At 39.5% G+C, this 25,446-nt stretch carries 18 protein-coding genes; all 18 read left to right on the top strand.

The annotated features are described in order from the left end of the window. The first annotated feature begins 5 nt into the window (after nucleotides 1-5). Complete coding sequence (locus tag ACE1AT_RS02490) at nucleotides 6-2,186, top strand: tetratricopeptide repeat protein (protein ID WP_374865737.1); 2,181 nt, start codon at nucleotides 6-8, stop codon at nucleotides 2,184-2,186. A gap of 500 nt (nucleotides 2,187-2,686) precedes the next feature. Next, a complete protein-coding gene (rfbF, locus tag ACE1AT_RS02485; RefSeq protein ID WP_374865736.1) occupies nucleotides 2,687-3,460 on the top strand; it encodes a glucose-1-phosphate cytidylyltransferase in 774 nt (257 codons plus the stop codon). A gap of 70 nt (nucleotides 3,461-3,530) precedes the next feature. Beyond that, nucleotides 3,531-4,742 carry an L-2-hydroxyglutarate oxidase gene (lhgO, locus tag ACE1AT_RS02480; RefSeq protein WP_374865734.1) on the top strand — a complete coding sequence of 404 codons (1,212 nt, stop codon included), beginning with the start codon at nucleotides 3,531-3,533 and terminating at the stop codon, nucleotides 4,740-4,742. A gap of 262 nt (nucleotides 4,743-5,004) precedes the next feature. Then, nucleotides 5,005-6,033, top strand: coding sequence for an NAD-dependent epimerase/dehydratase family protein (locus tag ACE1AT_RS02475; RefSeq protein ID WP_374865733.1), 1,029 nt, complete (start codon nucleotides 5,005-5,007; stop codon nucleotides 6,031-6,033). Between the two features lie 162 nt (nucleotides 6,034-6,195). Further along, nucleotides 6,196-7,170 carry a glycosyltransferase family 2 protein gene (locus tag ACE1AT_RS02470; RefSeq protein WP_374865732.1) on the top strand — a complete coding sequence of 325 codons (975 nt, stop codon included), beginning with the start codon at nucleotides 6,196-6,198 and terminating at the stop codon, nucleotides 7,168-7,170. Nucleotides 7,171-7,456: 286 nt separating this feature from the next. Continuing rightward, nucleotides 7,457-8,008, top strand: coding sequence for a dTDP-4-dehydrorhamnose 3,5-epimerase (gene rfbC, locus ACE1AT_RS02465; RefSeq protein ID WP_374865731.1), 552 nt, complete (start codon nucleotides 7,457-7,459; stop codon nucleotides 8,006-8,008). Between the two features lie 125 nt (nucleotides 8,009-8,133). After that, nucleotides 8,134-9,447: an NAD(P)H-dependent oxidoreductase gene (locus tag ACE1AT_RS02460; RefSeq protein WP_374865729.1), complete on the top strand. Its 1,314-nt coding sequence runs from the start codon at nucleotides 8,134-8,136 to the stop codon at nucleotides 9,445-9,447. A gap of 1,084 nt (nucleotides 9,448-10,531) precedes the next feature. Further along, nucleotides 10,532-11,632 carry a glycosyltransferase gene (locus ACE1AT_RS02455; RefSeq protein WP_374865728.1) on the top strand — a complete coding sequence of 367 codons (1,101 nt, stop codon included), beginning with the start codon at nucleotides 10,532-10,534 and terminating at the stop codon, nucleotides 11,630-11,632. Nucleotides 11,633-11,656: 24 nt separating this feature from the next. Then, complete coding sequence (locus tag ACE1AT_RS02450; protein ID WP_374865727.1) at nucleotides 11,657-13,885, top strand: GumC family protein; 2,229 nt, start codon at nucleotides 11,657-11,659, stop codon at nucleotides 13,883-13,885. A gap of 1,005 nt (nucleotides 13,886-14,890) precedes the next feature. Next, a complete protein-coding gene (hepC, locus tag ACE1AT_RS02445; protein WP_374865726.1) occupies nucleotides 14,891-15,640 on the top strand; it encodes a heterocyst development glycosyltransferase HepC in 750 nt (249 codons plus the stop codon). 219 nt (nucleotides 15,641-15,859) lie between these two features. Continuing rightward, entirely contained in the window at nucleotides 15,860-17,707 is a 1,848-nt protein-coding gene (gene hepA / locus ACE1AT_RS02440; RefSeq protein WP_374865725.1) for a heterocyst formation ABC transporter subunit HepA, read from the top strand. Nucleotides 17,708-17,855: 148 nt separating this feature from the next. Next, a complete protein-coding gene (locus tag ACE1AT_RS02435) occupies nucleotides 17,856-18,830 on the top strand; it encodes a glycosyltransferase family 2 protein (protein WP_374865724.1) in 975 nt (324 codons plus the stop codon). Between the two features lie 145 nt (nucleotides 18,831-18,975). After that, a complete protein-coding gene (locus ACE1AT_RS02430) occupies nucleotides 18,976-19,986 on the top strand; it encodes a glycosyltransferase (RefSeq protein ID WP_374865723.1) in 1,011 nt (336 codons plus the stop codon). 22 nt (nucleotides 19,987-20,008) lie between these two features. After that, nucleotides 20,009-20,983 carry a glycosyltransferase family 2 protein gene (locus ACE1AT_RS02425; RefSeq protein WP_374865722.1) on the top strand — a complete coding sequence of 325 codons (975 nt, stop codon included), beginning with the start codon at nucleotides 20,009-20,011 and terminating at the stop codon, nucleotides 20,981-20,983. Nucleotides 20,984-21,135: 152 nt separating this feature from the next. Then, nucleotides 21,136-22,020: a glycosyltransferase family 2 protein gene (locus ACE1AT_RS02420; protein WP_374865721.1), complete on the top strand. Its 885-nt coding sequence runs from the start codon at nucleotides 21,136-21,138 to the stop codon at nucleotides 22,018-22,020. Between the two features lie 37 nt (nucleotides 22,021-22,057). Then, complete coding sequence (locus ACE1AT_RS02415) at nucleotides 22,058-23,212, top strand: glycosyltransferase family 4 protein (RefSeq protein ID WP_374865720.1); 1,155 nt, start codon at nucleotides 22,058-22,060, stop codon at nucleotides 23,210-23,212. Between the two features lie 212 nt (nucleotides 23,213-23,424). Then, the gene (locus ACE1AT_RS02410) at nucleotides 23,425-24,459 is read left to right on the top strand and encodes a glycosyltransferase family 2 protein (RefSeq protein WP_374865719.1); all 1,035 of its coding nucleotides are present in this window, start codon (nucleotides 23,425-23,427) and stop codon (nucleotides 24,457-24,459) included. Further along, nucleotides 24,456-25,424 carry a glycosyltransferase family 2 protein gene (locus ACE1AT_RS02405; RefSeq protein WP_374865718.1) on the top strand — a complete coding sequence of 323 codons (969 nt, stop codon included), beginning with the start codon at nucleotides 24,456-24,458 and terminating at the stop codon, nucleotides 25,422-25,424. Before ACE1AT_RS02410 ends, ACE1AT_RS02405 begins: the two co-directional genes overlap by 4 nt. Nucleotides 25,425-25,446: the final 22 nt, after the last annotated feature.

Here is a 25,446-nt window from a genome sequence, read left to right as displayed (position 1 = left end):
ATATCATGCAGGTACTACGTTGTCTTCCCAACCAACAAATTTCTCATCTTAACCTCACTGTCAGTTTAGGACGTGGCGGTGAAGCTTGTATTTACACAGTGCCAACTGACGCGAGTGCTGTCGCCAAGGTTTATCACAAACCATCTGAGGTACAGGCACGAAAGCTGGAAGTGATGCTCAATCACCCACCAGAAAACCCAACGGCTAGTCTAGGACACATTTCCATTGCCTGGCCAACAGAACTTTTGCGAGCAGCAGATGGTAGCGATCGCATCGTCGGTTTTTTAATGCCTCGGATTCGGGGAATGCGTCCGATTATCGACTTTTACAACCCCAGAACCCGGCGACAACACTGTCCTTTATTTAGCTATCAATATCTGCTCCGCACCGCTCGCAACTTAGCAGCCGCCTTTGCAGCTTTACACGCTAGTGGCTATTGTGTAGGTGACGTGAATGAGTCCAATATTCTGGTGAGCGACACCGCCTTAGTCACAGTCGTAGACACAGACTCATTCCAAGTACGCGATCCTGACAATGATTTTGTTTATCGTTGTCCGGTCGGGAAACCAGAATTTACTCCCCCAGAACTACAGAATAAAACCTTTGCTAAGTGCGATCGCGCTGTACCCCATGACTTATTCGGTTTAGCAGTACTCATCTTCCAACTATTGATGGAAGGAACTCATCCCTTTTCTGGTATCTTCCAAGGTGCAGGTGAACCACCACCCTACGAAGCACGGATCGCAGCTGGTCATTTTACATATAGTCAAAACCGCAGCGTACCCTACGTACCTACCCCAATCGCTCCTCCTTGGAAAATTCTCCATCCCAGCTTGCAGGAACTATTTTTACGTTGTTTTGAAGATGGTCATAGCAACCCTCTGTTGCGTCCTAGCGCTCAAAGTTGGGTATTAGCCTTAGCAGAAGCGGAAGATGCTTTGGTAAGTTGTAGTACAAACGCACAACACCGTTACAGTAGCCACCTAGAAATTTGCCCTTGGTGCGAACGTAGTCTTCGATTAGGAGGACGCGACCCCTTCCCATCTCCACAGGTAATCGCTACCAGAGAACACCTCAAACCTCGTATTTCCACGAGAAGGCGTTCTACCCAAACTCGCCGTTTTCCACAACCCGCAACTGTTTCCTTCCACCAAAATAGCTATTACACTCCCGTACCCCCACGCCAGGTTAGTGTTTATAGACGTTATAATCGGTCTGGATTGTATTCTGTGATTTTTGCCTTATTTGGTATTGGTACGTTTTTCTATCTGGATTTAACTAAGGATCTGACCAGTAGCTATCTACGTAAAGATTCGTTAGCTCAACAAAGTTTAATTGAATCTCGTGATCATAATCTGAAACTGAGTTTTGCAGATTACTACAAACAAGGTCATGCTGCTTACAAAGTCAAAAATTATGAGCAAGCAATTGAGAACTTTACCTTTGCAATTAAACAACAACCTGAAAACGCTAAAGCCTATGTAAACCGGGGCAATTCTCACTATAATCTCAAAGATTACGACGCCGCGATCGCTGATTACAATCAAGCAATAAAAATCAACCCTAAAGAAGTAAAAGCATACGTCAATCGTGGCAATGTCTATTACATGCAAGCTGAATATAGCACTGACCAAGATAAAAACTATAATTTAGCTCTTGCTGATTTTAATAATGCCCTGCGTTTAAACCCCAATGAAGTAGAAGCTTATATCAGAAGGGGTATTGTCCGCGCTCAAATGGCTAAATATAGCGGTGATTCTCAGGTAGATTATCAGCACGCGATCGCTGATTTTAATGAAGCAATCAATCTTAGTCCATCCAGAGCAGAAGCTCACTATCAGTTAGGTCTTGTCCGCTATCAAATTGCCCAATATAGCAGCAATTTTGACCAAGAATATACTAAAGCCATTGGTGACTTTAGCAGAGCATTAAACATCAATCCGCGATTGTCAAAAGTGTATCTGAAGCGAGGAATTGTTTATCATGAACTTGCCCAATATGGTGGTAACGAATCTCGCACCAATCAGAGTAAAGCAGTAAAAGATTTGCAAATGGCTGCTAAAATTTCTCTTGAGCAAGATGACGAGGAAAGCTATCAACAAGCACTAAGCAGTATTTGCATAGTTGTGGAAAATAAATGTGACACTATATTCCAAAATGCTAGCTTCTCCCAACAATCTCGTTAGGAACCACTTAAAATTTACTATCAAATAGCTGCCGATTTGATTTGGAAAGAGTAAAATTCTTCGACGTCAACGGCAGCTATCCTATAAGCTATTAGTGACTTCCAAATAAAAAAACATCCAATTCGTAGGGGGTGCCAAAATAATTACTAATTCGTAATTCGTAATTAATAAATTAAGGGTACAAGCCTCTCAATTTATTGATGAGAAAAGTAAATTTTATTCCAAATTCAAAGATATTTATTTTCCCCGTTTTATGCTATGTATTTTTTACTTGGATTGTTATTTTATTTAAAAATTTTATTCCTCTGATTGTTGGGATCTTCTCCATTTTTTTACACATACAAGCAGTTAATTTACCTAGTCTTTACACTGTTCTAGAAAAATACGGTTAGATTGTATACTGAGAAAAATAGCAATAAACAGTGTTTTGTCATAGTGTCAAGCGTTCAAATTTGCCTATCTATATAAATTTATCTACCTAAAACTTTAGAGGCTATTGCATGAAAGCAGTGATTTTGGCTGGAGGACTAGGTACACGCATTAGTGAAGAAACCAGTGTGAAACCAAAGCCCATGGTGGAGATTGGTGGTAAGCCTATATTGTGGCACATCATGAAAATTTATTCCGCCCATGGAATTAATGATTTTATTATTTGTTGTGGTTATAAGGGATACGTAATCAAAGAATATTTTGCTAATTATTTCTTGCACATGTCAGATGTGACGTTTGACATGCGCTTTAACCAAATGAATGTACATTTAGGTAATGCTGAACCTTGGCGCGTTACTCTGGTCAATACAGGTGACAATACCATGACTGGTGGTAGATTAAAGCGAGTCAGAGAACATATTGGTAATGAAACTTTTTGCTTTACCTACGGAGATGGTGTCAGCAACGTAAATGTCACCGAACTCATTAAATTCCACAAAGAACAAAAAACTTTAGGAACACTCACTGCTGTGCAACCACCCGGACGATTTGGTGCAATTATCTTGGGAGGTGAACAAACCAAAATCAGTAGTTTTCACGAAAAACCTGAAGGAGATGGCGCTTGGATTAATGGCGGCTTTTTTGTTTTAGAACCAGAAGTCATCAACTTTATTGCTGATGATTCTACTGTCTGGGAAAAAGAGCCATTAGAAAAACTGGCTGGAATGGAACAGTTGTCTGCTTTTAAACATGACGGTTTTTGGCAACCAATGGATACTCTCAGAGATAAAAATTATTTAGAAGATTTATGGAATAAGAACAAAGCGCCTTGGAAAGTATGGTAGGGAATCTCAAAACTATAATTTATGAGAACGAATTCATAATTATTTAGTGGTGACAGGGGCAATAAAACCGATGTACGATTTTGCAATTATAGGTGGAGGTATTGTTGGTCTTTCCACCGGTATGGCCTTAGGGAAAACCTATCCCAATGCGAAGATTTTAGTTCTGGAAAAAGAAAGCCAATGGGCTTTTCATCAAACTGGCAATAATAGTGGTGTAATTCACTCTGGTATTTACTATAAGCCAGGGAGTTTTAAAGCTAAATTCTGCCGTGATGGTTGCCAATCAATGGTAGAATTTTGCCAAGAGCATGGAATTGATTACGAAGTTTGTGGTAAAGTAATAGTTGCTACCGATGAAAGCGAATTACCAGGCTTAGAAAATCTGTATAAGCGTGGTTTAGACAACGGTATTAAAGTCAAAAGAATTACTCCAGAAGAAGTCAAAGAATTTGAACCTCACGTTACCAGTGTCGGTGGAATTTATGTCTACTCGACAGGTATAGCTAATTACAAGCAAGTTTGTCTCAAATATGCCGAGATAATTAGCCAACAAGGCGGGGAATTACGGCTCAACACAAAAGTTGAAAAAATAGTTCCCAGTGGTAATCGTCAGGTATTAGAGACAAATAACGGGACTTTTGAAACTCGGTATGTAATTAACTGTGCTGGTTTACATAGCGATCGCATTGCCAAATTAGGTAAAGTAGATCCCAAAGCAAAAATTGTACCTTTCCGGGGAGAATACTACGAGCTAGTTCCAGAAAAACGCTCTCTCGTCAAAGGTCTGATCTATCCAGTTCCCAATCCTGACTTTCCCTTCTTAGGCGTTCATTTCACCCGGATGATTGATGGTAGTGTTCACGCGGGACCGAACGCAGTTTTGAGTCTGAAACGGGAAGGTTATAAAAAGACTGACTTTGACTTACGTGATTTTGCTGAAGTCATGACCTATCCTGGTTTTTGGAAGCTAGCAGCTAAACACGCAGACGAAGGAATCAAAGAAATAATTCGTTCCTTTAGTAAAGCAGCCTTTACCAAAAGCTTGCAAAAACTAATTCCAGAAGTACAATCAGAAGATTTAATTCCTACCCATGCTGGAGTTCGCGCTCAAGCATTGATGAATGACGGTAAATTGGTGGATGACTTTTTGATTATTCATGGTCAAAATACCGCTCATGTATGCAATGCACCTTCTCCAGCAGCAACTTCTTCGATTGAAATTGGTAAAGCCATAGTTGCTCAAATTCCCCAACCACAGCATCTGCAAACCACAGTCGCCTAATCACAAAATGATTGTTGGCGTGAATAGTCCCGGTTGCTTGAAATGTCAAGCGAGTTTTGAGAGTTTGTAGTCAGCACTCTTAGTGCTGAGAAAATAAGGACAGGACTGAAGTCCTTACTACAAACTTTCTGGACAAACAATGACTGGAGCAGCTATTAACGAACATATTCCCTACTTGCAAAGAAGCGGTAATAGTGTAATTTGACCAATTTATTTGTAAACGAAATCAGAATTAATCTATCAACACAAAGGACTTTTAAAAATGAAGATTCTTGTCACAGGAACAGAAGGTTATCTTGGCTCATTATTACCTCCTTTATTGATTCAAAGAGGTCATGAAGTTATTGGTGTAGATACTGGGTTTTATAAAGTAGGTTGGTTATATAACGGTACTGAATTCACAGCTAAAACCCTCAACAAAGACATTCGTCACATTACTCCAGAAGACTTGCAAGGTGTCGAAGCAGTAGTCCATATGGCGGAACTCTCTAACGATCCAACTGGACAACTAGCACCTAATATTACATATGATATTAATCACAAAGGTTCAGTCCGTCTTGCCAACCTAGCAAAAGAATCAGGGGTACGTAGATTTGTCTACATGTCTTCCTGTAGTGTTTACGGTGTAGCAACTGAAGGAGACGTCACCGAAGAATCTGCTGTTAATCCTCAGACAGCTTACGCAGAATGTAAAACACTAGTAGAACGAGATGTCAAACCACTTGCTGATGATGACTTCTCTCCTACCTTCATGCGAAATGCTACTGCTTTTGGTGCTTCTCCGAGAATGCGCTTTGATATTGTTTTAAATAACTTAGCAGGTTTAGCATGGACTACGAAAGAAATCAAAATGACTAGCGACGGTACACCTTGGCGTCCGTTAGTTCATGCGCTAGACATTTGTAAAGCTATTGTCTGTACCCTTGAAGCTCCTCGCGATATTGTACACAATCAAATTTTTAATGTCGGCGACACCGCCAATAATTATCGAGTTAAAGAAATAGCTGAAATTATTGCGGATGCTTTCCCTGGATGTAAATTAAGTTTTGGCCAACAAGGATCAGACAACCGTAGTTATCGAGTTTCTTTTGAGAAAATCAATACCATCTTACCCGGCTTTAAGTGTGATTGGAACGCACAACTAGGTGCTAAACAATTATTTGATTTATTTACCAAAATTGATATGAGTGAGGAAGTCTTCTTATCTAGAGGTTTTACTCGATTGAAGCAACTAGAATATCTGATTCGTACACAGCAAATTGATAAAGATTTCTTCTGGGCTAAATATTAACTAGATAATTTGATTGGTAAGATAAAATTCTTGCAGATTCAGAATCAATCAGCTTTGATAAATCTGCAATTTTACCAATCTTTTTTTGTATAAATCTCAGACTCGGTGTGTCTCTCAAGCATTGCATAGTAAAGGCTATACCTCATCTGTCAAAAAATAAATATGGATACAGTACTCACAATTGCAATTCCTACTTATAACCGTGGACACCTACTCGATAAGCAATTAGCTTGGTTAGCCAAAGCAATTAATGGTTTTGAATCTGAGTGTGAAATTATCGTTTCTGATAACGGTTCAACAGATAATACCCAAGAGATTATTCAGAAATGGTTGCCGAGTTTTCCAAAAACTAAATTTCATGCCAATCGAAATAGTGAAAATCTTGGTGTGATGAAGAACATTGCTTATTGTATTGAAACAGCAACAAGTAAATATATTTGGACAATCGGCGATGACGATCCTATACAGGAAAGAACACTTGGTTACGTAGTCAAAAACATTAAAGAGCATCCAGAGTTATCATTATTAATTCTTAATTTTTCTTGTCGCCATGAGCCTACTGGTAATTTAATTTATGAACGTTGCTATCAAGTTGAAAATGAACAAGTATGTTCTAACGGGAAGGCTGTTTTTGAGCGTTGTATCCAAGAAAATCACTCTGGTGTTGGCTTTATGACTGCACAAGTCTATAGAACAGATTTGGTACAGCACGCCGTTAGAAAATGGTCAACAGGTGTGAAAAATATGGAGGCGCAAGTATTTTGGACTGCATACTGCGCTGCTCATGGAAGTGTAAAAATCACCAAAGAGACCTATGTGGAAAGTGCCTTCGGTAGTAGTTACTGGATGCGCGAACCAAAAACACTTCTGAAAATGCAATATATTGATTTACCTTTACTTTATGTGAAATTAATGGAGGCAGGATATTCCAATTTATTTTGTCGAAAATTGGTTTTAAAGCATTTTACCAAAAATAACTGGAGAGTTTTCTTTGGAGCTTTGAGAAGATGGCCAGTTCTAGCTGTCACTACAATACTTCCCTATTTAAGTTTAGTCAGCATCTCTGCTGTGGAAGTGGTTATACCTGCTAGAGAAATAGAAATGGCAGTTGTCAATAGAAATGATCGTAAATCATGAATCTATTGCTTAGGATGACAATTCGTACAGAGAGTTTTGTTAAGTTATTTGAATAGCAATAACCACAGCTAGCCCATACAGTCAACGGTTTTCAAACTGTACGAACTTGTCAATTAAATTGTTACATAAACTTACCGAAAAATTCCAGGTACATCACAACATATTTGATGAGATTAAAACGAAGAAACATTAATAAACAAAATAGTATGTCAGTTAATAGCAACTAATTTTCTGACGCAAAAAAAATTTACTTGTCGTCCTAAATATTGATTTAACGAGGTTAGTCATGATTTTCACCAAAACAGAACTCAAAGATGCATACATTATTGATTTAGAAGAAAAGCACGATCATCGTGGTTTTTTTGCTCGTACTTTTTGTGCTAAAGAATTTGAAGCACATGGTTTAAAGCCAACTGTTGCTCAATGCAATCTTTCTTTCAACCATAAAAAAGGAACTTTGCGGGGAATGCATTATCAAGTTCCCCCAGCCGCAGAAACAAAGTTAATTCGTTGTACTCAAGGCGCTATCTATGACGTCATCATTGATATGCGTCCCGAATCTCCCACATTTTTACAACATTTTGGTGTGGAACTAAGCGCTGAAAATCATCGAGCTTTATATGTACCAGAAATGTTTGCCCATGGTTATCAAGCGCTCACCGATGGAGCAGAAGTTACATATCAAGTTGGTGAGTTTTATACTCCAGGTTATGAAAGAGGTCTGCGCTATGATGATCCTTTCTTTAACATCAAATGGCCCTTAGAAGTGACAGAAATTTCTGAAAAAGATTTGAACTGGCCTTTAATGTCAATGATGACTGTTGGTGGTTCCAAATAGAAAAAATTATATCTGGTGTAGATTCAAGGTGGGAGAAAAATAATTTTTTTATCTATCGACCACCGATAGACACAGATAGATTTTCCGTATGTATTTAAAAGATAAAAAACAGGAGTTGTAAGTAAATGATTATTGTTGATCGCGCTTTAGCTGCTCGTGCAGAAGCAGGGAACCCCGTAAAAGTCGGTATGATTGGTGCAGGCTTTATGGGTCGGGGAATTGCGAATCAAATCGCTAACTCTGTTCCTGGTATGGAGTTAGTAGCGATCTCTAACCGCAGTGTTGATGCAGCAAAACGAGCTTATTCAGAAGCAGGGATTGAGAATTTTAAAGTTGCTAACACTGTGACTGAATTAGAAGCTGCGATCGCCAGTGGGGGTTATGCAGTCACCGAAGATGCGATGTTGCTTTGCCGTGCGGAAGGTATTGATGCCTTAATAGAAGTTACCGGCGCTGTGGAGTTTGGCGCTCATGTGATCATGGAAGCGATCGCCCATCGTAAGCACGTGATTATGATGAATGCTGAACTTGATGGGACTATCGGTTCTATTTTGAAAGTGTACGCTGACAAAGCTGGTGTCATTCTCTCCGCTTGCGATGGTGATCAGCCAGGGGTACAAATGAACCTCTACCGCTTTGTGAAAAGTATTGGTTTAACTCCTTTGTTGTGTGGTAATATTAAGGGTTTACAAGATCCGTATCGCAACCCCACCACCCAAGAAGCATTTGCCAAGCGCTGGGGACAAAAAGCGCATATGGTGACTAGTTTTGCTGATGGGACAAAAATTTCCTTCGAGCAGGCGATCGTTGCCAATGGTACAGGTATGAAGGTTGCCAAGCGAGGAATGCTGGGATATAACTTTGATGGTCACGTTGATGAAATGACCAAAATGTATGACGTTGAGCAACTTAAAGAACTCGGCGGTATTGTTGATTATGTAGTTGGTGCCAAACCAGGACCAGGAGTATTTGTCTTTGGTACTCACGACGATCCCAAGCAACAGCATTACCTCAACTTGTACAAATTAGGTGAAGGTCCACTGTATAGCTTCTATACTCCTTACCACCTTTGCCATTTTGAAGTACCATTGTCCGTTGCTCGCGCTGTTCTCTTCCAAGATTATGTGTTGAGTCCCTTAGGCGCTCCCATTGTTGATGTTGTCACCACTGCCAAAATTGACTTGAAAGCAGGAGAAACCTTGGATGGCATTGGCTACTACATGACCTACGGACAGTGTGAGAATTCTAACATAGTCCAAGAGCAAAATATTTTACCAATGGGTTTAGCTGAAGGATGTCGTCTGAAACGAGATATTTCCAAGGATCAAGTTCTTACCTACGATGATGTCGAACTACCAGAGAGTAGACTTTGCGATCAACTCAGAGCAGAACAAAACGCCTATTTCGCTTCTTCTAAAACCTTGACAGCTGTTGGGTAATTAGGTTAATGCCCAATAGGGGTAGCACCAATACTTTTTGATTAGGGAGGAAAGGGATAAATATGCATCCCTTTCCCGTTTATATTTTGCCTTTTCAAAAAATTAACTTATTGTAACAGAATTGATTAGAATTTTTATAACTAGTTTTTTTATATACTCGCATTCTGAATCAAAAAAGTAGTATAATATACTCCTTACATCATTAGTTCTTAAGTATAAATTAGGCAATGGCAACCTAAAAACACTATCTGAATACTGATACTCAAAATGTAGGTTTAGCCAAGTTTGGCTATTTTTAGCCAAAATCATGAATAGGTCTTAATTTATCCTTGGGTTCGGTTCAAGAGAAAAGACTGATCTTATTTGCCGCTTTGCGATCGCAACATTTATGGGCAGTTGAAAACTTTACCACATCTCAAATGCCTGATGAGATTCCTTAGAATTTACATTTTAATGAAATATCTGCAAAAATAATAAAAATTTATAATAAACGTATGTATCCTTAGTGAATACGCTATCCAAGATAGTGTAAATTGGGGTATCTCGTAATTACTTACTTCCAAAAATTAAAGTTTTCGTAAACGAGATCATATAATACTAAACTTTTGCTCTAATTTCAAGGAAAATTTTGATATGAGGGGTTTAAAAACGCTAAAAACACTAATCATTCAATCACTGATGCCAAGTCTTAACAAATTACTACTCAGCTTACTTGACAAATTAGCAATAGACTTATTGCAAAATTTATCGAATTGGTCAATAGGTAACAATACAGGTAAAAACCATCATATATCTTTATTCTGTAGACAAGTAGGATGGATAGATTATTTAGATTCAGACATTAAATCATACAAACCCTTAACAAACCCACACCTTCTTGTTTGTACAATCTGCAACACTTCATCATAAATTTACAAAAATCGGAATTCACAGAGAAGTTTTTGAAAAATAAAAAAATATTTCAGGATTTTCCTGTTTACAGATTGTATTAACGACGTAATCTACAAAATAACTAAGCGTGAGTATGGTATTGAATATGAATTTTTTTATTACTGCCGTTGTATAGAGTTAATTTACAAAGAATATGAAAGTAGCTTTAGTACATGATTACTTAACCCAGCGAGGCGGCGCCGAAAGAGTCTTTGAATTGCTTTGTAAACGCTACCCCCAAGCAGATATATACACCTCTTTGTATGACCCCCAGCAAACAATCGACTTGGGCGAGCGAATTGTCAACACAACTTTTTTGCAAAATATTCCTGGCGCTGCAAAATATTTTCGCCTTATGGCACCTTTTTATTTTCCAGCTTTTCGTGCTTTAGACTTACACGAATATGATTTGATTATTAGCAGTAGCACCAGTTTCGCTAAAGCAGTACGGAAAAACCCTTCAGCCAAGCATATCTGCTTTTGTCATAACATCACTCGTTTTTTATGGGATACAGAAACATATTTACGGGAGTACGGAGATTATAGATATTTTGCTCCTTTAATCGAGCAAGTTTTTCAAGTGATGAGAAAGGTGGATCTTGCATATGCACAGGAACCAGACCTTTACATAGCAAATTCCAGCGTTGTAGCTCGTCGTATTCAAACTACTTACGGTAAAAAAGCTATTGTTATTAATTATCCTATTGATACTAGTAAGTTTGTTTTCGCAAAATCTAAAGAAGATTATTATCTAGCTTCGGCTCGGATGATTAGCTACAAACGTCTTGATATAATAGTGGAAGCTTTTAATTGGCTGGGATGGCGATTATTAATATCAGGGAATGGTCCAGAGCGAGAACGATTACAATCAAAAGCTCTTAGCAATATAGAGTTTTTAGGACACGTCACAGATAGCCAACGTACGCAATTATTCGCTAAAGCTAAGTCTATCATAGTAGCTGCTCTAGAAGACTATGGATTAGTTCCAGTAGAGGCTAATGCTAGTGGAACACCAGTAATCGCCTATGGGGCAGGTGGAGTCTTGGATACTCAAATACCCGGTAAAACTGGAGTATTTTTTAAAAGGCAAACACCTGAATCTCTTCAAGCAGCTCTACTAGAAGCCAAAGAAATTGATTGGGATTACGAAGATATCCGTAATCATGCAGTGGCAAACTTTTCAGAAGAAGCTTTCTTTAGTAAAGTTGAGCAAGTTGTTGATCAAGCTTGTAATTTAAACAGTTCACTAGTTTGACTTGTTAGCTGAGGAATAGTAAACGTGATTCAATCCAGTCTGAGTCCCCATGTAAATCCAGTTAATGAAACAGAACCGGGTTATGGGCAAATTTTTGCGGTTCTCATCCGCAGACTTCCTTGGTTTTTAGTAGTATTTGTTACCTGTATCGCTGGTGCCGCTTTGATCACGAAAAGAACACCACCAACATACAAAAGCTCAATGCAGCTGTTAGTAGAACCTAACTACAAACAAAACACACAAGACACAACAACTGGAGGTAATTTTACGGACTCTAATGTTGTTGTTGATACTGCTACTCAGCTTAATATTATGCAGAGTTCGGCGCTTATTCAAAAAGCAGTTGATAAACTCAAGCCTGAGTACCCAGATATCACAGCTGATCAGATTCAGAGAGCTTTGGTATTAAATCAATTAAGAACAAAAGAAGACAATCTTGCTACCAATATTTTTCAAGCGGATTATACCGATATAGATCCAGATAAAACAGAAAGAGTTCTAAATGCAATCAGACAAGTATATTTGGAATATAACAGACAACAACAAGCCGAGCGTTTAAGAAAAGGTCTAAGAGTTGTTCAGCAACAGTTAAGAGACACTGTAGAAGAAGTAAATAAAGCAGAAGCAAACTTGCAGCGCTTCCGCAGAAATCAAAATTTAATTGACCCAGAAGCGCAAGCAGAATCTCTGGAAGAAAATTTAAACGCTATTCTTCAAGACCGACGCACAACTCGCGCTCAATATGAAGAGGCTAGAGCTCGTTACGCATCTTTGCAACAACAGTTGCAGAGTACTCCACAGAATGCTCTCGTAGAAGCGCGTTTGAGTCAGTCTACTCGTTACCAAGCACTACTTAACGAAATTCAAAAAACGCAATTGGCTTTAGCGCAGGAACGCTTGCGCTTCACCGATCAAGCTCCTAGTGTAATTAAGCTAGTAGAACAACTCCAAAAACAGAAAGAGTTATTGCAACAAGAAGCAGGAAATACTCTGGGAGGACAACAGAGTAATGTCAACGCCTCAGCAGGTAATCTCCTCAACCAAGGACAGAAAAGCGAAATTGACCTAACTCTTGCTGGTCAGTTAGTAGAGACACAAACAAATTTACTAGCTTTGGCAGCTCGTGACCAAAGTTTAGCTAAGAAGGAACAACAAGTACGCGATGAGCTTAAAAGTTTCCCCGCTAAGTTAGCAGAATATAGTCGTCTACAACCGCAAATCCAACTTGGTCGTGAAAGATTGCAAGAACTGCTCAAGGCACAACAACAGTTACAGCAGGAACTTGACAAAGGAGGATTTAACTGGGAGGTAGTGGAACCGCCTCGTAAGGGTATTTTTATGGGTCCCGACCTCAAGCAAAATCTGATGTTGGGTGCAGTTGTTGGGCTGATGTTAGGAGGTGTTGCTGCTTTTATTCGTGATGCATCTGATGATTCTGTTCATACGACTGCTGAATTAGAAAGGCAGACTTCTTTACCTGTATTGGGAAGCACTCCCAAGTTACCACCTGCTAAAACCAGAGAATCAGTCTTCAAATTACCCTTTGGTAAGCCAGAGGTACTTGCACCTTGGACAATTCAAGTTTTGCAATCTCCTCCACGTTGGGAATCGCTGGATCTGATTTATAAGAATATTGAACTTTTAAATTCAGTTTCCACCTTCAAATCTTTGATGGTCACTTCAGCATTACCTGATGAAGGTAAGTCAGGTTTAGCCTTAGGTTTAGCAATGAGTGCTGCTCGTTTACATAAACGAGTGTTACTCATTGATGCTAACCTACGCGCTCCCAATCTGCACAAACAACTCAATCTCCCCAACGAACAAGGACTTTCTACTTTATTGGTGAGTGAGTCTACTCTACCCAATCAGATTAGTATTCCTTCGGCAGGCTCATCCTACATAGATATTTTAACGGCGGGTCCCGCACCAGCTGATCCAGCTAATTTGTTGAGTTCCCCCCGTATGGAAGAATTGATGGCTGCCTTTGAGGAGAATTATGATTTGGTAATTGTAGATGCTCCTCCAGTTCTCGGCTTAGTTGATGCCCTACTCACAGCTTCAGCTTGTCGCAGTGTGATCATGGTAGCTAGCATTGGTAGAGTGACCAGAACTCAACTGGCACAAGCTACAGCTATGCTCAGTAGATTAAATCTAATTGGTGTTGTGGCAAATGGAGTCTCAGACTCTGGCAGCACTTATGTACCTTATGCCAAACAACACTCACTAGCATTGCAAAGAGCAATGGAAGAATAAGCCAGCTAGATCAAAAAAGGTAAAAGTAAGCGCTAATACCATTTTATTAGCGCTTACTTTTTGTTTTATGCAATACAGTTGAGTTAACGTGAGTTCGATAGATTTCATTAGCCTAACATCCCGCCCTCAAATAAATTACTGGCTCATAGCCAAAACCCACTCCAAGTGAGTTAAAGGGCAATACGGTTCAGTTAAGAAGAAATGTAGGTTGGGTTGAGTGCAAGCGAAACCCAACAAAGCCTTGATAATGTTGGGTTACTCTGCGATCAGCCGCGCAGGGCGCGTCTACGTTCCTCAAACGCCAGGTGCTACAACGGGCGGGACCCCCGCAACGCACTGGCTCCCCAACCTACGCTAGTTTTAGTTTTTAGCCTTAACTGAACCGTATTGAGTTAAAGGGCTAATAAATTTTTTACCCATACCGCGAAAATCTTTTTCCGAAGTCAAAAGTTTAAACGATTCTTTGGCTCAAGCCAAATAAACCCTACTTTGATTTAGCTGAAATTATATTTGCTCGTAATAATTAAATTTTTGTGAATTTTCCAATATATGTAAACCGAAAATCATTTTCAGGTATGACAGCAGAGCAAATTCATAGGAACTTAATATTTTTTTGTGAAAAACGCAAGCTCCTTAAAGAGTGAATAAAGAATTTATTTTAACGACCGCTATTTTTACTGAGTCTTATATCCTAGATATTGAAGCACATTAACTCAAAAATTCAAAGTACAAAATGAAAAAATATTAAAATAAAAATCTAAATTCCTAGACTAGCTCTAAAAGATAACAAATATCTTTAAGTTATTATAAATATCATTCTCTTCAAACTGGAATTTAATAAACAAGATGTGTAGATATTTAGACGACAATTTATCAATTTATCTTGTTTACTAAAATCTCCCTCAGATTTGGTTCCAAACAAATAAGCAAATAAGATCAGATTCTTTGGTGTAGAAGCCTTTGATATCAGAGCAGGAATCTACCATACTTATAAGTATAAAACATATGACTACCTCAATAATCTCAGCACTAGACAACAACTACACTACAACTCAGCAACACAAAAGCGATCGCCACCCATACTGTACACTGGTATGGCGGCGGGATCAGTTGTTAGTCAAGCCTCTAGGAAAAGTCAAGCAACCCTATCTGCCTGCATTAGATAATGAGCAATCATTAGCTGAGTGCTTGAAACGTTCTTCAGTGAAGTTAGTTCGTATCGATCCAAAACTAGGCGAAGCGAAGCTAAATTTTTGGGCTAATGCCTGTGAACAAGCATCCAAGCCTATATACTTACGTGTAAACTCCAGCAAAAAGTACCATACACCAGAAAGTACTTTATTGAAAGTTTTAAGAGCAATAACAGATTGGATAGTAGCCTTACTATTGTTGGTAGTCATAAGTCCACTGGCATTTATATTCGCATTGTCAATGCACTTATCTTCCTCTGAACCTGTTTTACAGAGAGAATGGCATGTTGGCGAACGGGGTAAGTTATTTCGGGGATTTAAATTTAGTGCCACGTCAGTGAGTAGAAAAACAGGATTGCACAATCTGCCATTGCTACTAAATGTAGTGCGAGGTGAAATAAGCTTATCAGGGCCCCGTTGCTGGACATTGGCAGAAGCACTGGAGTTAAGCGCTAGGGAACAACAACAGCTAAATCAACTACCTGGAGTTGTGGGTTCATGGCACGTGGAAGAAGCAGAGTCTAATCAGTTGATTCTAGATTCAGCAAATAGCTTCGAGATGTAATATTCACATATTTGCTGGTCTATGTAGAGTAGGATGTTTACATCCTACTCATTACTCACATATGAAACAGGGTCAACGACCCAGGACTAAAGTCGCTGGTGTTCTCTAGCTCAAGGTTTTATGAAAACTATCATATGACCCTGCTTTTTATTTTTGACTTGCTTGATACTTGCTTTATGATATTTTGCTAATACTCCAGAAGTTGTATAGAAAATAACTATGCCCCGAAAAATATCTCTACTTACTCGTAGATTACTGCAAGCTACTGGTTTTTGGAAAAACAACAGCTTCATTTTAAGAGAGTTCAAGAACTTTCGACGGCTGGTAATTGCTGCTTTAGTATTTTCGTTTTTAGCAGCAACTTTTGAGGGTTTCGGTTTAGGCTTTTTACTTGCCTTTTTACAAAGTTTAACAAGCCCAGATGCCGAGCCTGTAAGAACAGGTATTCAATGGTTTGATGTCTCGATTTTAGGGGTTAACACCTCTGCTATTGAACGATTATACAGAATCTCCGCTCTCATTATCTTCACTACTTTTCTACGTATATCTCTTAGCTATACTGCCCAAGTTTTTAACCAGTTTTGTGAAGTTCATTTAGCAGATAGTTTATCGAAACGGATTTTTGAGCAGTTACAAGCTCAAAGCTTAGTTTATTTTGCCAAAAAGCGATCTGGTGAATTAATTGATGTTCTCACCACTGAAATTATCAGGGTCAGGCAAATTTTTGGAGGTTTAGCTTTTCTGACCACTAGAATTTTAACTCTGCTTATTTATTCTTTGTCGCTGTTTGTTTTATCATGGCAGCTAACTATTGTTTCTTTTTTATTATTTAGTCTTGTCGGTGTTATTATTTCAACACTCAATAAACAAATCAGAGAAATTAGTTTTGGTATTTCTATTGCTAACGGAAAATTTACTTCAATAGCTTTAGAATTTCTCAACGGTATCCGCACAGTCCAGGCATGTTCGACTCAAGACTTTGAACGGAAAAGATTTTATCAAGCTAGTGAAAGCGTTGTTCAAGCTTGGAAAAAGAACTTTTTAATTTCTAATATTCCTAAACCTGCTGCGGAAGCTTCATCGACAATGATCATGATTGGCATGATTATTTTTGTTGTTACTAGTGGCTTCATGCAGATTGGCGAATTGTTGACTTTCTTCTTTGTGCTATTTCGGATTATCCCAATGATTCAGGATCTGAATGGCACAACAGCATTTATTAGTAGCCAAGGAGGAGCAATAGATAATATTCAAAATTTACTGAAACCTGATGATAAAGTTTACTTTCAAAATGGCAAAATTGAGTTTCGAGAGTTACAAAGAGCAATTGATGTAGTCTCGGTAGATTTTGGCTACGATCGCGAAAGTTTAGTTTTGCATAACGTCACCCTTTCTATAGAGAAAGGCAAAATGACAGCACTGGTTGGCTCTACGGGTGCTGGAAAATCAACCCTAGCTGATTTGATCCCCCGCTTCCATGATCCCACAGAAGGAAAGGTTTTGGTAGACGGAGTTGATGTCCGAGAATTTGAGATTGATTCTTGGCGGCGAAAAATGGCTGTAGTCAGTCAAGATACATTTATTTTTAACACCTCTATTCGTAATAATATTGCCTACGGGACAACAGGGGTAACTCAAGCACAAATTCAAGAAGCTGCACGTTTAGCAAATGCACTGGAATTTATTGAAGAAATGCCCGAAGGTTTTGATACAGTATTAGGCGATCGCGGTGTACGGTTATCTGGAGGACAACGACAGCGAATTGCTATTGCTAGAGCCTTGTTACGCAATCCCCAAATTCTCATCTTAGATGAAGCCACAAGTGCTTTGGATTCCGTCACCGAGAAGTTGATTCAGGAATCTATTGAAAAACTTTCTATTGGTCGAACAGTGATTGCGATCGCTCACCGTCTTTCGACAATCGCCAAAGCTGATAAAGTCGTTGTGCTAGAACATGGTCGTGTTGTAGAACAAGGCAATTATCAAGATTTGCTAGAACAACGTGGCAAACTCTGGAAATATCATCAGGCGCAATACGAATCTAATCACGGAACTTCTACTAGTTAGTTTTGATCTGCCTCATTAATATATGAGGTTGGAAATCTAAGTTAAGTGTTTATTCTGTAAAATCAGCCTCAATCTTCCTGAACCTAAAAAGGTTGCGGACAATTTAACTAACTTATAAACCTTCAACTCTCAAATTTATACAACCAAAATGTTAGTCTCCGTCATTATTTCCAACTATAACTATGCTCGCTATCTACCTGCGGCAATAGAATCGGTTTTGGCACAGACTTATAAAAACTTTGAAATTATTGTTGTCGATGATGGTTCTCAAGACAACAGTCGTGATGTAATCAGCCAATACCAAGAGCGATCGCCAGATCAAGTCAAAGGTATTTTTCAAGTCAACCAAGGACAAGGTGCTGCATTTAACACTGGATTTGCAGCAGCTAGTGGTGACATCATAGCCTTTTTGGATGCTGATGATGTTTGGAAGCCCAATAAATTACAACGCCTTGTCGAGGTCTTCCAAGACTCAAATACAGTCGGTGTCATGCATTTCTTAGAAAGTATTGATGCCGAAGATAAATTATTAGACAAAAATTATACACGTGGGCGAGTCCCCAACATCGAATTAGCCAAATTAATCCTAGATACAGGGAATTCTTGGTGCTATCCTCCCACTTCTGCCCTAGCTTACCGTCGCAGTGCCTTAACAAAAGTCATGCCAATTGATACAAAAACTTGGCGGTTATGGGCTGATGGTTGTCTGATCTATTGCACTGCATTTTTAGGTAATATTAAATACCTAAAAGAGGTATTGGGTAGTTATCGCTTACATGGTAAAAATTATCACGCTAGTAAGCAAGATCAGACATTCAGTGACAAAGACCACGCAAGTTGGCAAGCTGCAATGGAGATGACTAACCAAGGTGTGAATGCCTTTTTAGAGCGCATAAATTACCCTGCCAGAGTAAATTTGATGCGGAACCTTGACTACCGACGTACTATTTATTACTGGCAAGGTAAATGGAATGCGACAGAAATGCTAGCCATTTGTGGTATAATTTTACGCTATCCTTTTTACAGTCTACAAGAGCGGGTGTACTTTCTGTTTAGATTTATAGTCAAGAGTATAGGCTTTCTAATTCGTCAAAAATCACCGCTAGAAAAAGCTTCAACTTAGTATCAACAAACACATATTTATGGTACAGGTGTAACTACTATCTCAATTATTCACTAAGACATACTTGAATCTCAGATTCATCAGGGACGCTAAAAGTTCGTAGTTGGCTCACATACAACATACTTTATTAAATTCTCATAATTTTATGACCAACGAACCAAATCCCTATCTTCCTGTAGTTCCACCTGTTTCCAAAGATGTACCACGTCCTCTCTGGTCAGTAATGATCCCAACATATAATAGTGGGAACTATCTGCGGGAAACACTAGCTAGCGTGTTAGCAGAAGATCCAGGTAGGGAAGTGATGCAGATCACTGTTGTTGATAATTGTTCTACTAAAGATGACCCAGCAAAAACTATTACCGAATTAGGAAGCGATCGCATTGAATTTCATCGCCAGCCCACAAATGTGGGTATGGTGAACAACTTTCAGACATGTATAGAATTATCTCGTGGTCATTTAGTTCACATCCTCCATGCTGATGATCTTGTCAGACCTGGATTTTACGAACAACTTGGACGTGCTTTCCACAAACACCCAGAAATTGGTGCAGCTTTCTGTCGTACCATTTTCATGAATGAGTATGGTCATTGGATAAAAATTACTGACCTAGAACAACCTGAAAGTGGAATTTTGCCCAGTGAGTGGCTAGAGCAGATTGCTGATGTTTGTCGAATTTCACCACCATCTATAGCAGTACGTCGGGAAGTTTACGAAAAACTAGGTGCATTTGATAGTCGCTGTGGTTTGTGTATTGACTGGGAGATGTGGGTAAGAATCTTTGCTAATTACCCAGTTTGGTTTGAAGCTGAACCTTTAGCGACATGGCGAATGCACTTAGCTTCTAGCACCTCTACCAATCTTGCGGATGGTCATTATGCTAAATCTTTGTATCAGGTGATCAAAAGTTTTGAATTATATCTAGGTGATAGAGTACCCAAGAAAGTTTATCAAAACGCTAAACAAAACTGCGCTTTCTTTGCCCTGGAAACCGCCAGAGATTTACTAAAAATAGGTGATACATCCAGAGCGATCGCTCAAATTCAAGCCGCTCTTACCTACAGCCAATCTTTTCGAGTTGTGCGATCGGCTTCTCGCTTATTCTTATTAAATAGCGCCTTATCTTTATTACGAAAAACCACAACAACTAGTTAATTTATATACATCTTTCCAAGCCATGAATATAAATTCTCAGTCAGATACTCCCTTAGTCAGCATTATTACGCCCACTTACAATCGTCCAGACTACTTAAAACAAGCTTTGACAAGTGCTACTCGCCAAACCTATAAAAATATAGAAATTATTGTTTCTGACAATTGCAGTCCGGAAAACCCCCAAGTGATTGTGGAATCTTTTAATGACCCACGTATTCGTTTCTCACGCAACGAAACCAACTTAGGTATGCTCCCTAACACCATCAAAGCTTTTAAAATGGCACGGGGAAAGTACGTTGCGGCTTTGCTTGATGATGATTTATGGGAAGAAAACTTTTTAGAAAAGCTTGTTCCCCCATTAGAAGCAAATCCGAATTTAGTACTAGCTTTTTGTGATCATTCCGTCATTAATGCCGATGGCACAATTGACGATTATCTGACAGAATACTGTTCTCAATTATTTAAACGGGCAAATTTACCCGAAGGTATTTATCAACCTTTTTACAAAATTGGTTTGGTGGATCAAGCCATAGCTTCTGCAATGGCTGCCGTCATTCGTAATGATGCCATAGATTGGGATAGTATTCCTTCAGAAGTTGGTGGTTCATGGGATGTTTATTTAACTTATTTGTGTTGTCGTACAGGGATGGGAGCTTATTATTGTCCTCAAAAATTAACTAGATATCGTAGGCATGACCAAACGGAAACCGTGCAAAGTGGTAGGCTTAATTACCAAGCAAAAATCCGTAAATCTCAGGCAGATATGTTTTGCTTAGAGAGATTTATGGAAGATGAAAATCTTCAAGAATTTAAAACCTATTTCCAACAGCAATGGGTAAAAGTCAGCACAAGTTTAGGAATTGGCTTAATGCGAGCTGAACAAACTAAACAAGCACGTCCCTATCTTTGGCGTTCCTTACGTCAACAGTTTAATTTACGGACTATAGCTGCTTTAATGTTGAGTTTTACTCCTCCAAAAATAGCCGCTAAGTTTTAACAGACTATAAGAAATATTTAAAGTTAGTAGTTCACCACATAGTATGCGGGGTTTGCAGTCAGCGGCTCTAGCCCTTAACGTAATGATCAAAGAGGACTAAAGTCCTGACTACAAACCCACGTTCCCTATTCTCAATTCAGAGGTAAAAAGAAATGCGAATTTCCGCTTGCATCACAACTAGAAATCGTACAGAATCATTAGATATTTGCTTAAAAGCACTTTGGAATTCTCAAGTAAAACCCCACATGGTTGTCGTTTCTGATGACTCTAGTGATCCTGAAGTACAGCAGGCAAATTACCAAGTTGTTCAGAAATATCCAGGTACAAATTATATCCAAGGGCCTCGTCGTGGTGTTTGCGCTAACCGCAACAATGCAGTGAATGCAATTTCAGAATCGGAAACTGATTTTGTGGCTTTTGTTGATGATGATATTTGTGTGCAGCCAGAATTTTTTAGTGTGGCTATAGAAAGATATTCGCAAATGTCAAACCAGGAAAGAAATCAGACTATTCTTACAGGTACTAGCAAAAACGAATACGCCCACTTTGTACCAGCTAGACTCACTTTCCAAGGACATTTTTCACCTACTGATGATACTCCTCAAACTGTAGTGATTCACGCTACTGTGTTTCCCAGACAATTTTTGACCCAAGAACAATGGGATGAAAATATCTTTTTTGGTTATGAAGATGCTGAACTTGCTCTTAGGGCAATTAAGCGTGGTTACAAGATTTTATATTGCCCAGAATTAAAAGCTGATATCAACCCAGTAAACAGTGTGTTGGCAACTGGCACATCTGATCTGGATATTGGTGGCTTGAATTATTATGACTTAAATATTGAAGCGGCTCGTCTTTACATTGGTATTAAACGCTATAAAGATTTGTTCCCTAACCCTTTAAAATTGATCGCTTTTCTGCTTATATACTTTTTACAAATGTCAAGATACTTATTTAGAAACAAAGCTATCCAAGCTTGGCCGGAAATTATTCGACGTTCTCGGATTCAAAGATTATTATTGCCATCTGGAATTTGAGAATTAAGCAGAAAATTGATTTTAGAGGATAGTGAGCGTGAAACTTTGCATTGTCACCCACAATGTTGTCAAAGGTAATGGTCAGGGTCGAGTAAACTATGAAGTTGCCTGGGAAGCAATTCGTCGGGGTTATGATGTTATTTTGTTAGCCAGCCAAGTGGCTCCAGAGTTACAGCAGCATAGCCAAGTCAGATGGATTAGTATTCCAGTCAAAGGCTGGCCGACAGAAATTCTTCGTAACATGGTTTTCTCTTGGCGGAGTGGTAATTGGCTGCGTCAACACCAAGGTGAGTTTGATGTCATCAAAGCTAATGGCGCAATTACAACAGCACCTGCTGATGTGAATGCAGTGCATTTTGTTCATAGTTCTTGGCTAAAATTCTCTGCTATTGGGGTTACGCCCAAGTCGGTAAAGAATGTACTAAATCCACGGGGAGTTTTATACGATTTTTACCAATGGCTGTATACATCGATGAATGCGCGTTGGGAAAAATCAGCTTTTGAGCAAGCACAGGTAGTTGTAGCTGTATCTGATAAAGTCGGAAAGGATTTATTGGAAATTGGTGTACCACCAGAACGATTGCAAGTAATTTTTAATGGCGTTGATTTGCAAGAGTTTTCACCTGGAGTGAGCGATCGCTCACTGTGGAATCTGCCCCAAAATGTACCGCTGGCGCTGTTTGCGGGGGATATTAGAATTCCACGCAAAAATCTGGATACGGTTTTACATGCCTTAGTGAAAGTGCCAGATTTACATTTAGCAGTTGCGGGAACTACGGAAGGTAGCCCCTATTTACAACTAGCTGCATCCTTGGGGTTAAATGAGCGAGTACATTTTCTGGGACTTTGTGATGATGTGCCGGAGTTAATGAAAGCGGTAGACTTTTTGGTCTTTCCTTCCCGCTATGATCCTTTTGGATTAGTGGTGATTGAGGCTATGGCTTGTGGTTTACCTGTAATTACTGCGGTAACTACCGGCGCAGCAGAATTGGTAAAACCAGAAGCAGGGATTGTGCTGTCAGATCCTAATGATACAGAAGCTTTAGCACAGGCACTATCATCTTTAGCGAGCGATCGCGCCTTACGTAAGCAAATGGGTCAGGCTGCTCGAACTCTTGCTGAACAACATAGTTGGCAATTGATGGCGAAGAGTTATGTGGATGTATTTGAAGAGTTAGTTAAATCATCTTAAAGATCAAAAGAAGTAGCGGGAAATAGCACTACTCAACAGGAAGATTAACTTGATTTCTTCCTAACAAAAAGATATCTATATTTAATAAACCACAAAGAATACAAAAACTCAGGAATTAATAGTTGATTTTTTGAAGTGGTGAGAGGGTAATTAAGTTATTTTCACCCTCTTTAGTTTTAACTTCCACATTCCTATTTTTATGATATTTTCCTATGCCAGAATTACCATCAGTTGCTATCTGTATTCCTACCTATAACCAAGCCCAGTATTTACTAGAATCTGTAGGTACAGCCTGCGCTCAAACTTATCCGAATGTAGAAGTTTGGGTTGCTGATAACGCCAGTACTGACAATACACCAGAGGTGATGGCACAACTATGTCAGCAATTTCCCCAAATTCGTTATCACCGCCATCCAGAAAATTTGAGCATGACCCCTAATTGTAATTGGGTTTTAAGTCAGCCCAATACCGATTATGTCATCCGTCTTGATTCCGATGATGCGATCGCACCTCGTTATGTTGAGACTTTAATCGCTCTGATGCAAAAATATCCTGAAGCTGGTTGGGGTCACGTTGCGACTCAGGAAATTGATGAGCGCGGACAAAAACACAGCATCCGCAGAGTAGTGAGAAAGCATGAGTTTCAAAGTGCGGATGAAGCACTACAAGCCTCAGTTTCAGGTCTGCGGACGGCTTCTAGCATTTTTATATTTAAAAGTCAAGCTTTGCGAGAAGTTGGGTTTTATGGCGACGGTAGCCTCAAGTACAGCGAAGACTATGATTTAGCTGTGAGAATGTCTGATGCTGGTTATGGCAATGTTTATTCAGATCAAATATTAGCCGAGTACCGCGTCTGGACTGACACCAACAAAATACGCCCCAAGCGCAAAGGTGATCAACTGCAAGCTTATATTTGGATTTACAACAAAAGTTTTATCCCTGCTTTTCAAAGAAGAGGTTGGGATACCAAAGTAATTGACAAATTTCGGCAAAAAATGGCGTTGATTCATGCTGCTGCTTGTTTCTCTCCGATTTTCACCGCAGATGAACGAGCAGAACTGATTACTTTATTAAAAGAATTAGGTGATTCACCAGCATTACGGTTACGTCTTTTAGCTTGTTCCTGTGGTTTTGCTCCCATATTTGATTGGCAACTTCATATGACATTAAAGTTAAAAGGTGTAGTTAAAGGCTGGTTAAGTCGGCTCAAGAGTACTTCTAAGCTGAGTGCAGGTGTTAGCTCGTGATCACAATCAGCGTCATGATTCCTACCTACCGTCGTCCTCAAGATTTGGCGCGGTGTCTCAAAGCACTAGAACAACAAACTCGTAAACCTCAGCAAGTTGTGGTAGTAGTGCGTGATACAGATAATGATACCTGGGCATTTCTTAAGAATTATCATCCCACAGTCTTCAAGTTAGAAGCAGCAACGATTACAGTCCCTGGTGTAGTTGCAGCGATGAATGTCGGTTTAGATACAACAACTGGAGATATAATCGCCATTACTGATGATGATGCTGCACCGCACCCAGATTGGTTAGCGCGGATGGAAAGCCACTTTTTGTCTGATAGTCGCATTGGTGGTGTCGGTGGACGGGATTTGGTGTATGTGGGTAATGAACTCATCTACCAAGGTGTGTCAGAAGTGGTAGGGAAATTACAGTGGTATGGACGTGTAATCGGCAACCACCATACTGGTAAGGGTACAGCGCGAGAAGTAGACGTACTCAAAGGCGTGAATATGGCCTATCGTCGTAGTGCGATCGCAGGGTTGCGCTTTGATGAACGTATGCTTGGTACAGGCGCACAAGTACACTTTGAACTGGCATTTAGCTTGAGAGTGCGGAGTCGAGGTTGGAAACTCATCTATGATCCCCTGATCAATGTTGATCATTATCCAGCCCAGCGTTTTGATGAAGACCAGCGCAATAACTTTAACCACCTTGCCTGGAAAAACGCTGTCCACAATGAAACTTTAGCTCTACTAGAATATTTACCACCTCTGAGGATAGTAGTATTCATGCTTTGGGCTACACTGATTGGTACACGCAAAGCTTTTGGTTTGCTACAACTACTGCGATTTTTGCCGAAAGAAAAAACCTTAGCATGGCAAAAATGGTTGGCGTCTATGCAAGGACGCACCCAGGCTTGGCAGACTTGGTTGTCCCGCCAAAACTACATCTCATCAGAGAAAGCCCACCAAGCTTCTTGAAGGCAGTGCCAATGAAAAAATT

Origin of the sequence: Pelatocladus sp. BLCC-F211, from assembly GCF_041928655.1 — a bacterium.
In the GTDB taxonomy this organism is placed as follows: Bacteria; Cyanobacteriota; Cyanobacteriia; order Cyanobacteriales; family Nostocaceae; genus Pelatocladus.
Note: the sequence above shows the minus strand (reverse complement) of the source record. Positions and strands in the feature narration are given on the sequence as shown.

Excerpts from the sequence above, each read along its gene's own strand:
- ACE1AT_RS02435 (WP_374865724.1), top strand. The coding sequence starts at position 17,856 with ATGTTAGTCTCCGTCATTATTTCCAACTATAACTATGCTCGCTATCTA.
- ACE1AT_RS02490 (WP_374865737.1), top strand. The coding sequence starts at position 6 with ATGCAGGTACTACGTTGTCTTCCCAACCAACAAATTTCTCATCTTAAC.
- ACE1AT_RS02470 (WP_374865732.1), top strand. The coding sequence starts at position 6,196 with ATGGATACAGTACTCACAATTGCAATTCCTACTTATAACCGTGGACAC.
- hepC (WP_374865726.1), top strand. The coding sequence starts at position 14,891 with ATGACTACCTCAATAATCTCAGCACTAGACAACAACTACACTACAACT.
- ACE1AT_RS02425 (WP_374865722.1), top strand. The coding sequence starts at position 20,009 with ATGAATATAAATTCTCAGTCAGATACTCCCTTAGTCAGCATTATTACG.
- ACE1AT_RS02475 (WP_374865733.1), top strand. The coding sequence starts at position 5,005 with ATGAAGATTCTTGTCACAGGAACAGAAGGTTATCTTGGCTCATTATTA.
- rfbF (WP_374865736.1), top strand. The coding sequence starts at position 2,687 with ATGAAAGCAGTGATTTTGGCTGGAGGACTAGGTACACGCATTAGTGAA.
- ACE1AT_RS02455 (WP_374865728.1), top strand. The coding sequence starts at position 10,532 with ATGAAAGTAGCTTTAGTACATGATTACTTAACCCAGCGAGGCGGCGCC.
- ACE1AT_RS02420 (WP_374865721.1), top strand. The coding sequence starts at position 21,136 with ATGCGAATTTCCGCTTGCATCACAACTAGAAATCGTACAGAATCATTA.
- ACE1AT_RS02430 (WP_374865723.1), top strand. The coding sequence starts at position 18,976 with ATGACCAACGAACCAAATCCCTATCTTCCTGTAGTTCCACCTGTTTCC.
- rfbC (WP_374865731.1), top strand. The coding sequence starts at position 7,457 with ATGATTTTCACCAAAACAGAACTCAAAGATGCATACATTATTGATTTA.
- ACE1AT_RS02460 (WP_374865729.1), top strand. The coding sequence starts at position 8,134 with ATGATTATTGTTGATCGCGCTTTAGCTGCTCGTGCAGAAGCAGGGAAC.
- ACE1AT_RS02410 (WP_374865719.1), top strand. The coding sequence starts at position 23,425 with ATGCCAGAATTACCATCAGTTGCTATCTGTATTCCTACCTATAACCAA.
- lhgO (WP_374865734.1), top strand. The coding sequence starts at position 3,531 with ATGTACGATTTTGCAATTATAGGTGGAGGTATTGTTGGTCTTTCCACC.
- hepA (WP_374865725.1), top strand. The coding sequence starts at position 15,860 with ATGCCCCGAAAAATATCTCTACTTACTCGTAGATTACTGCAAGCTACT.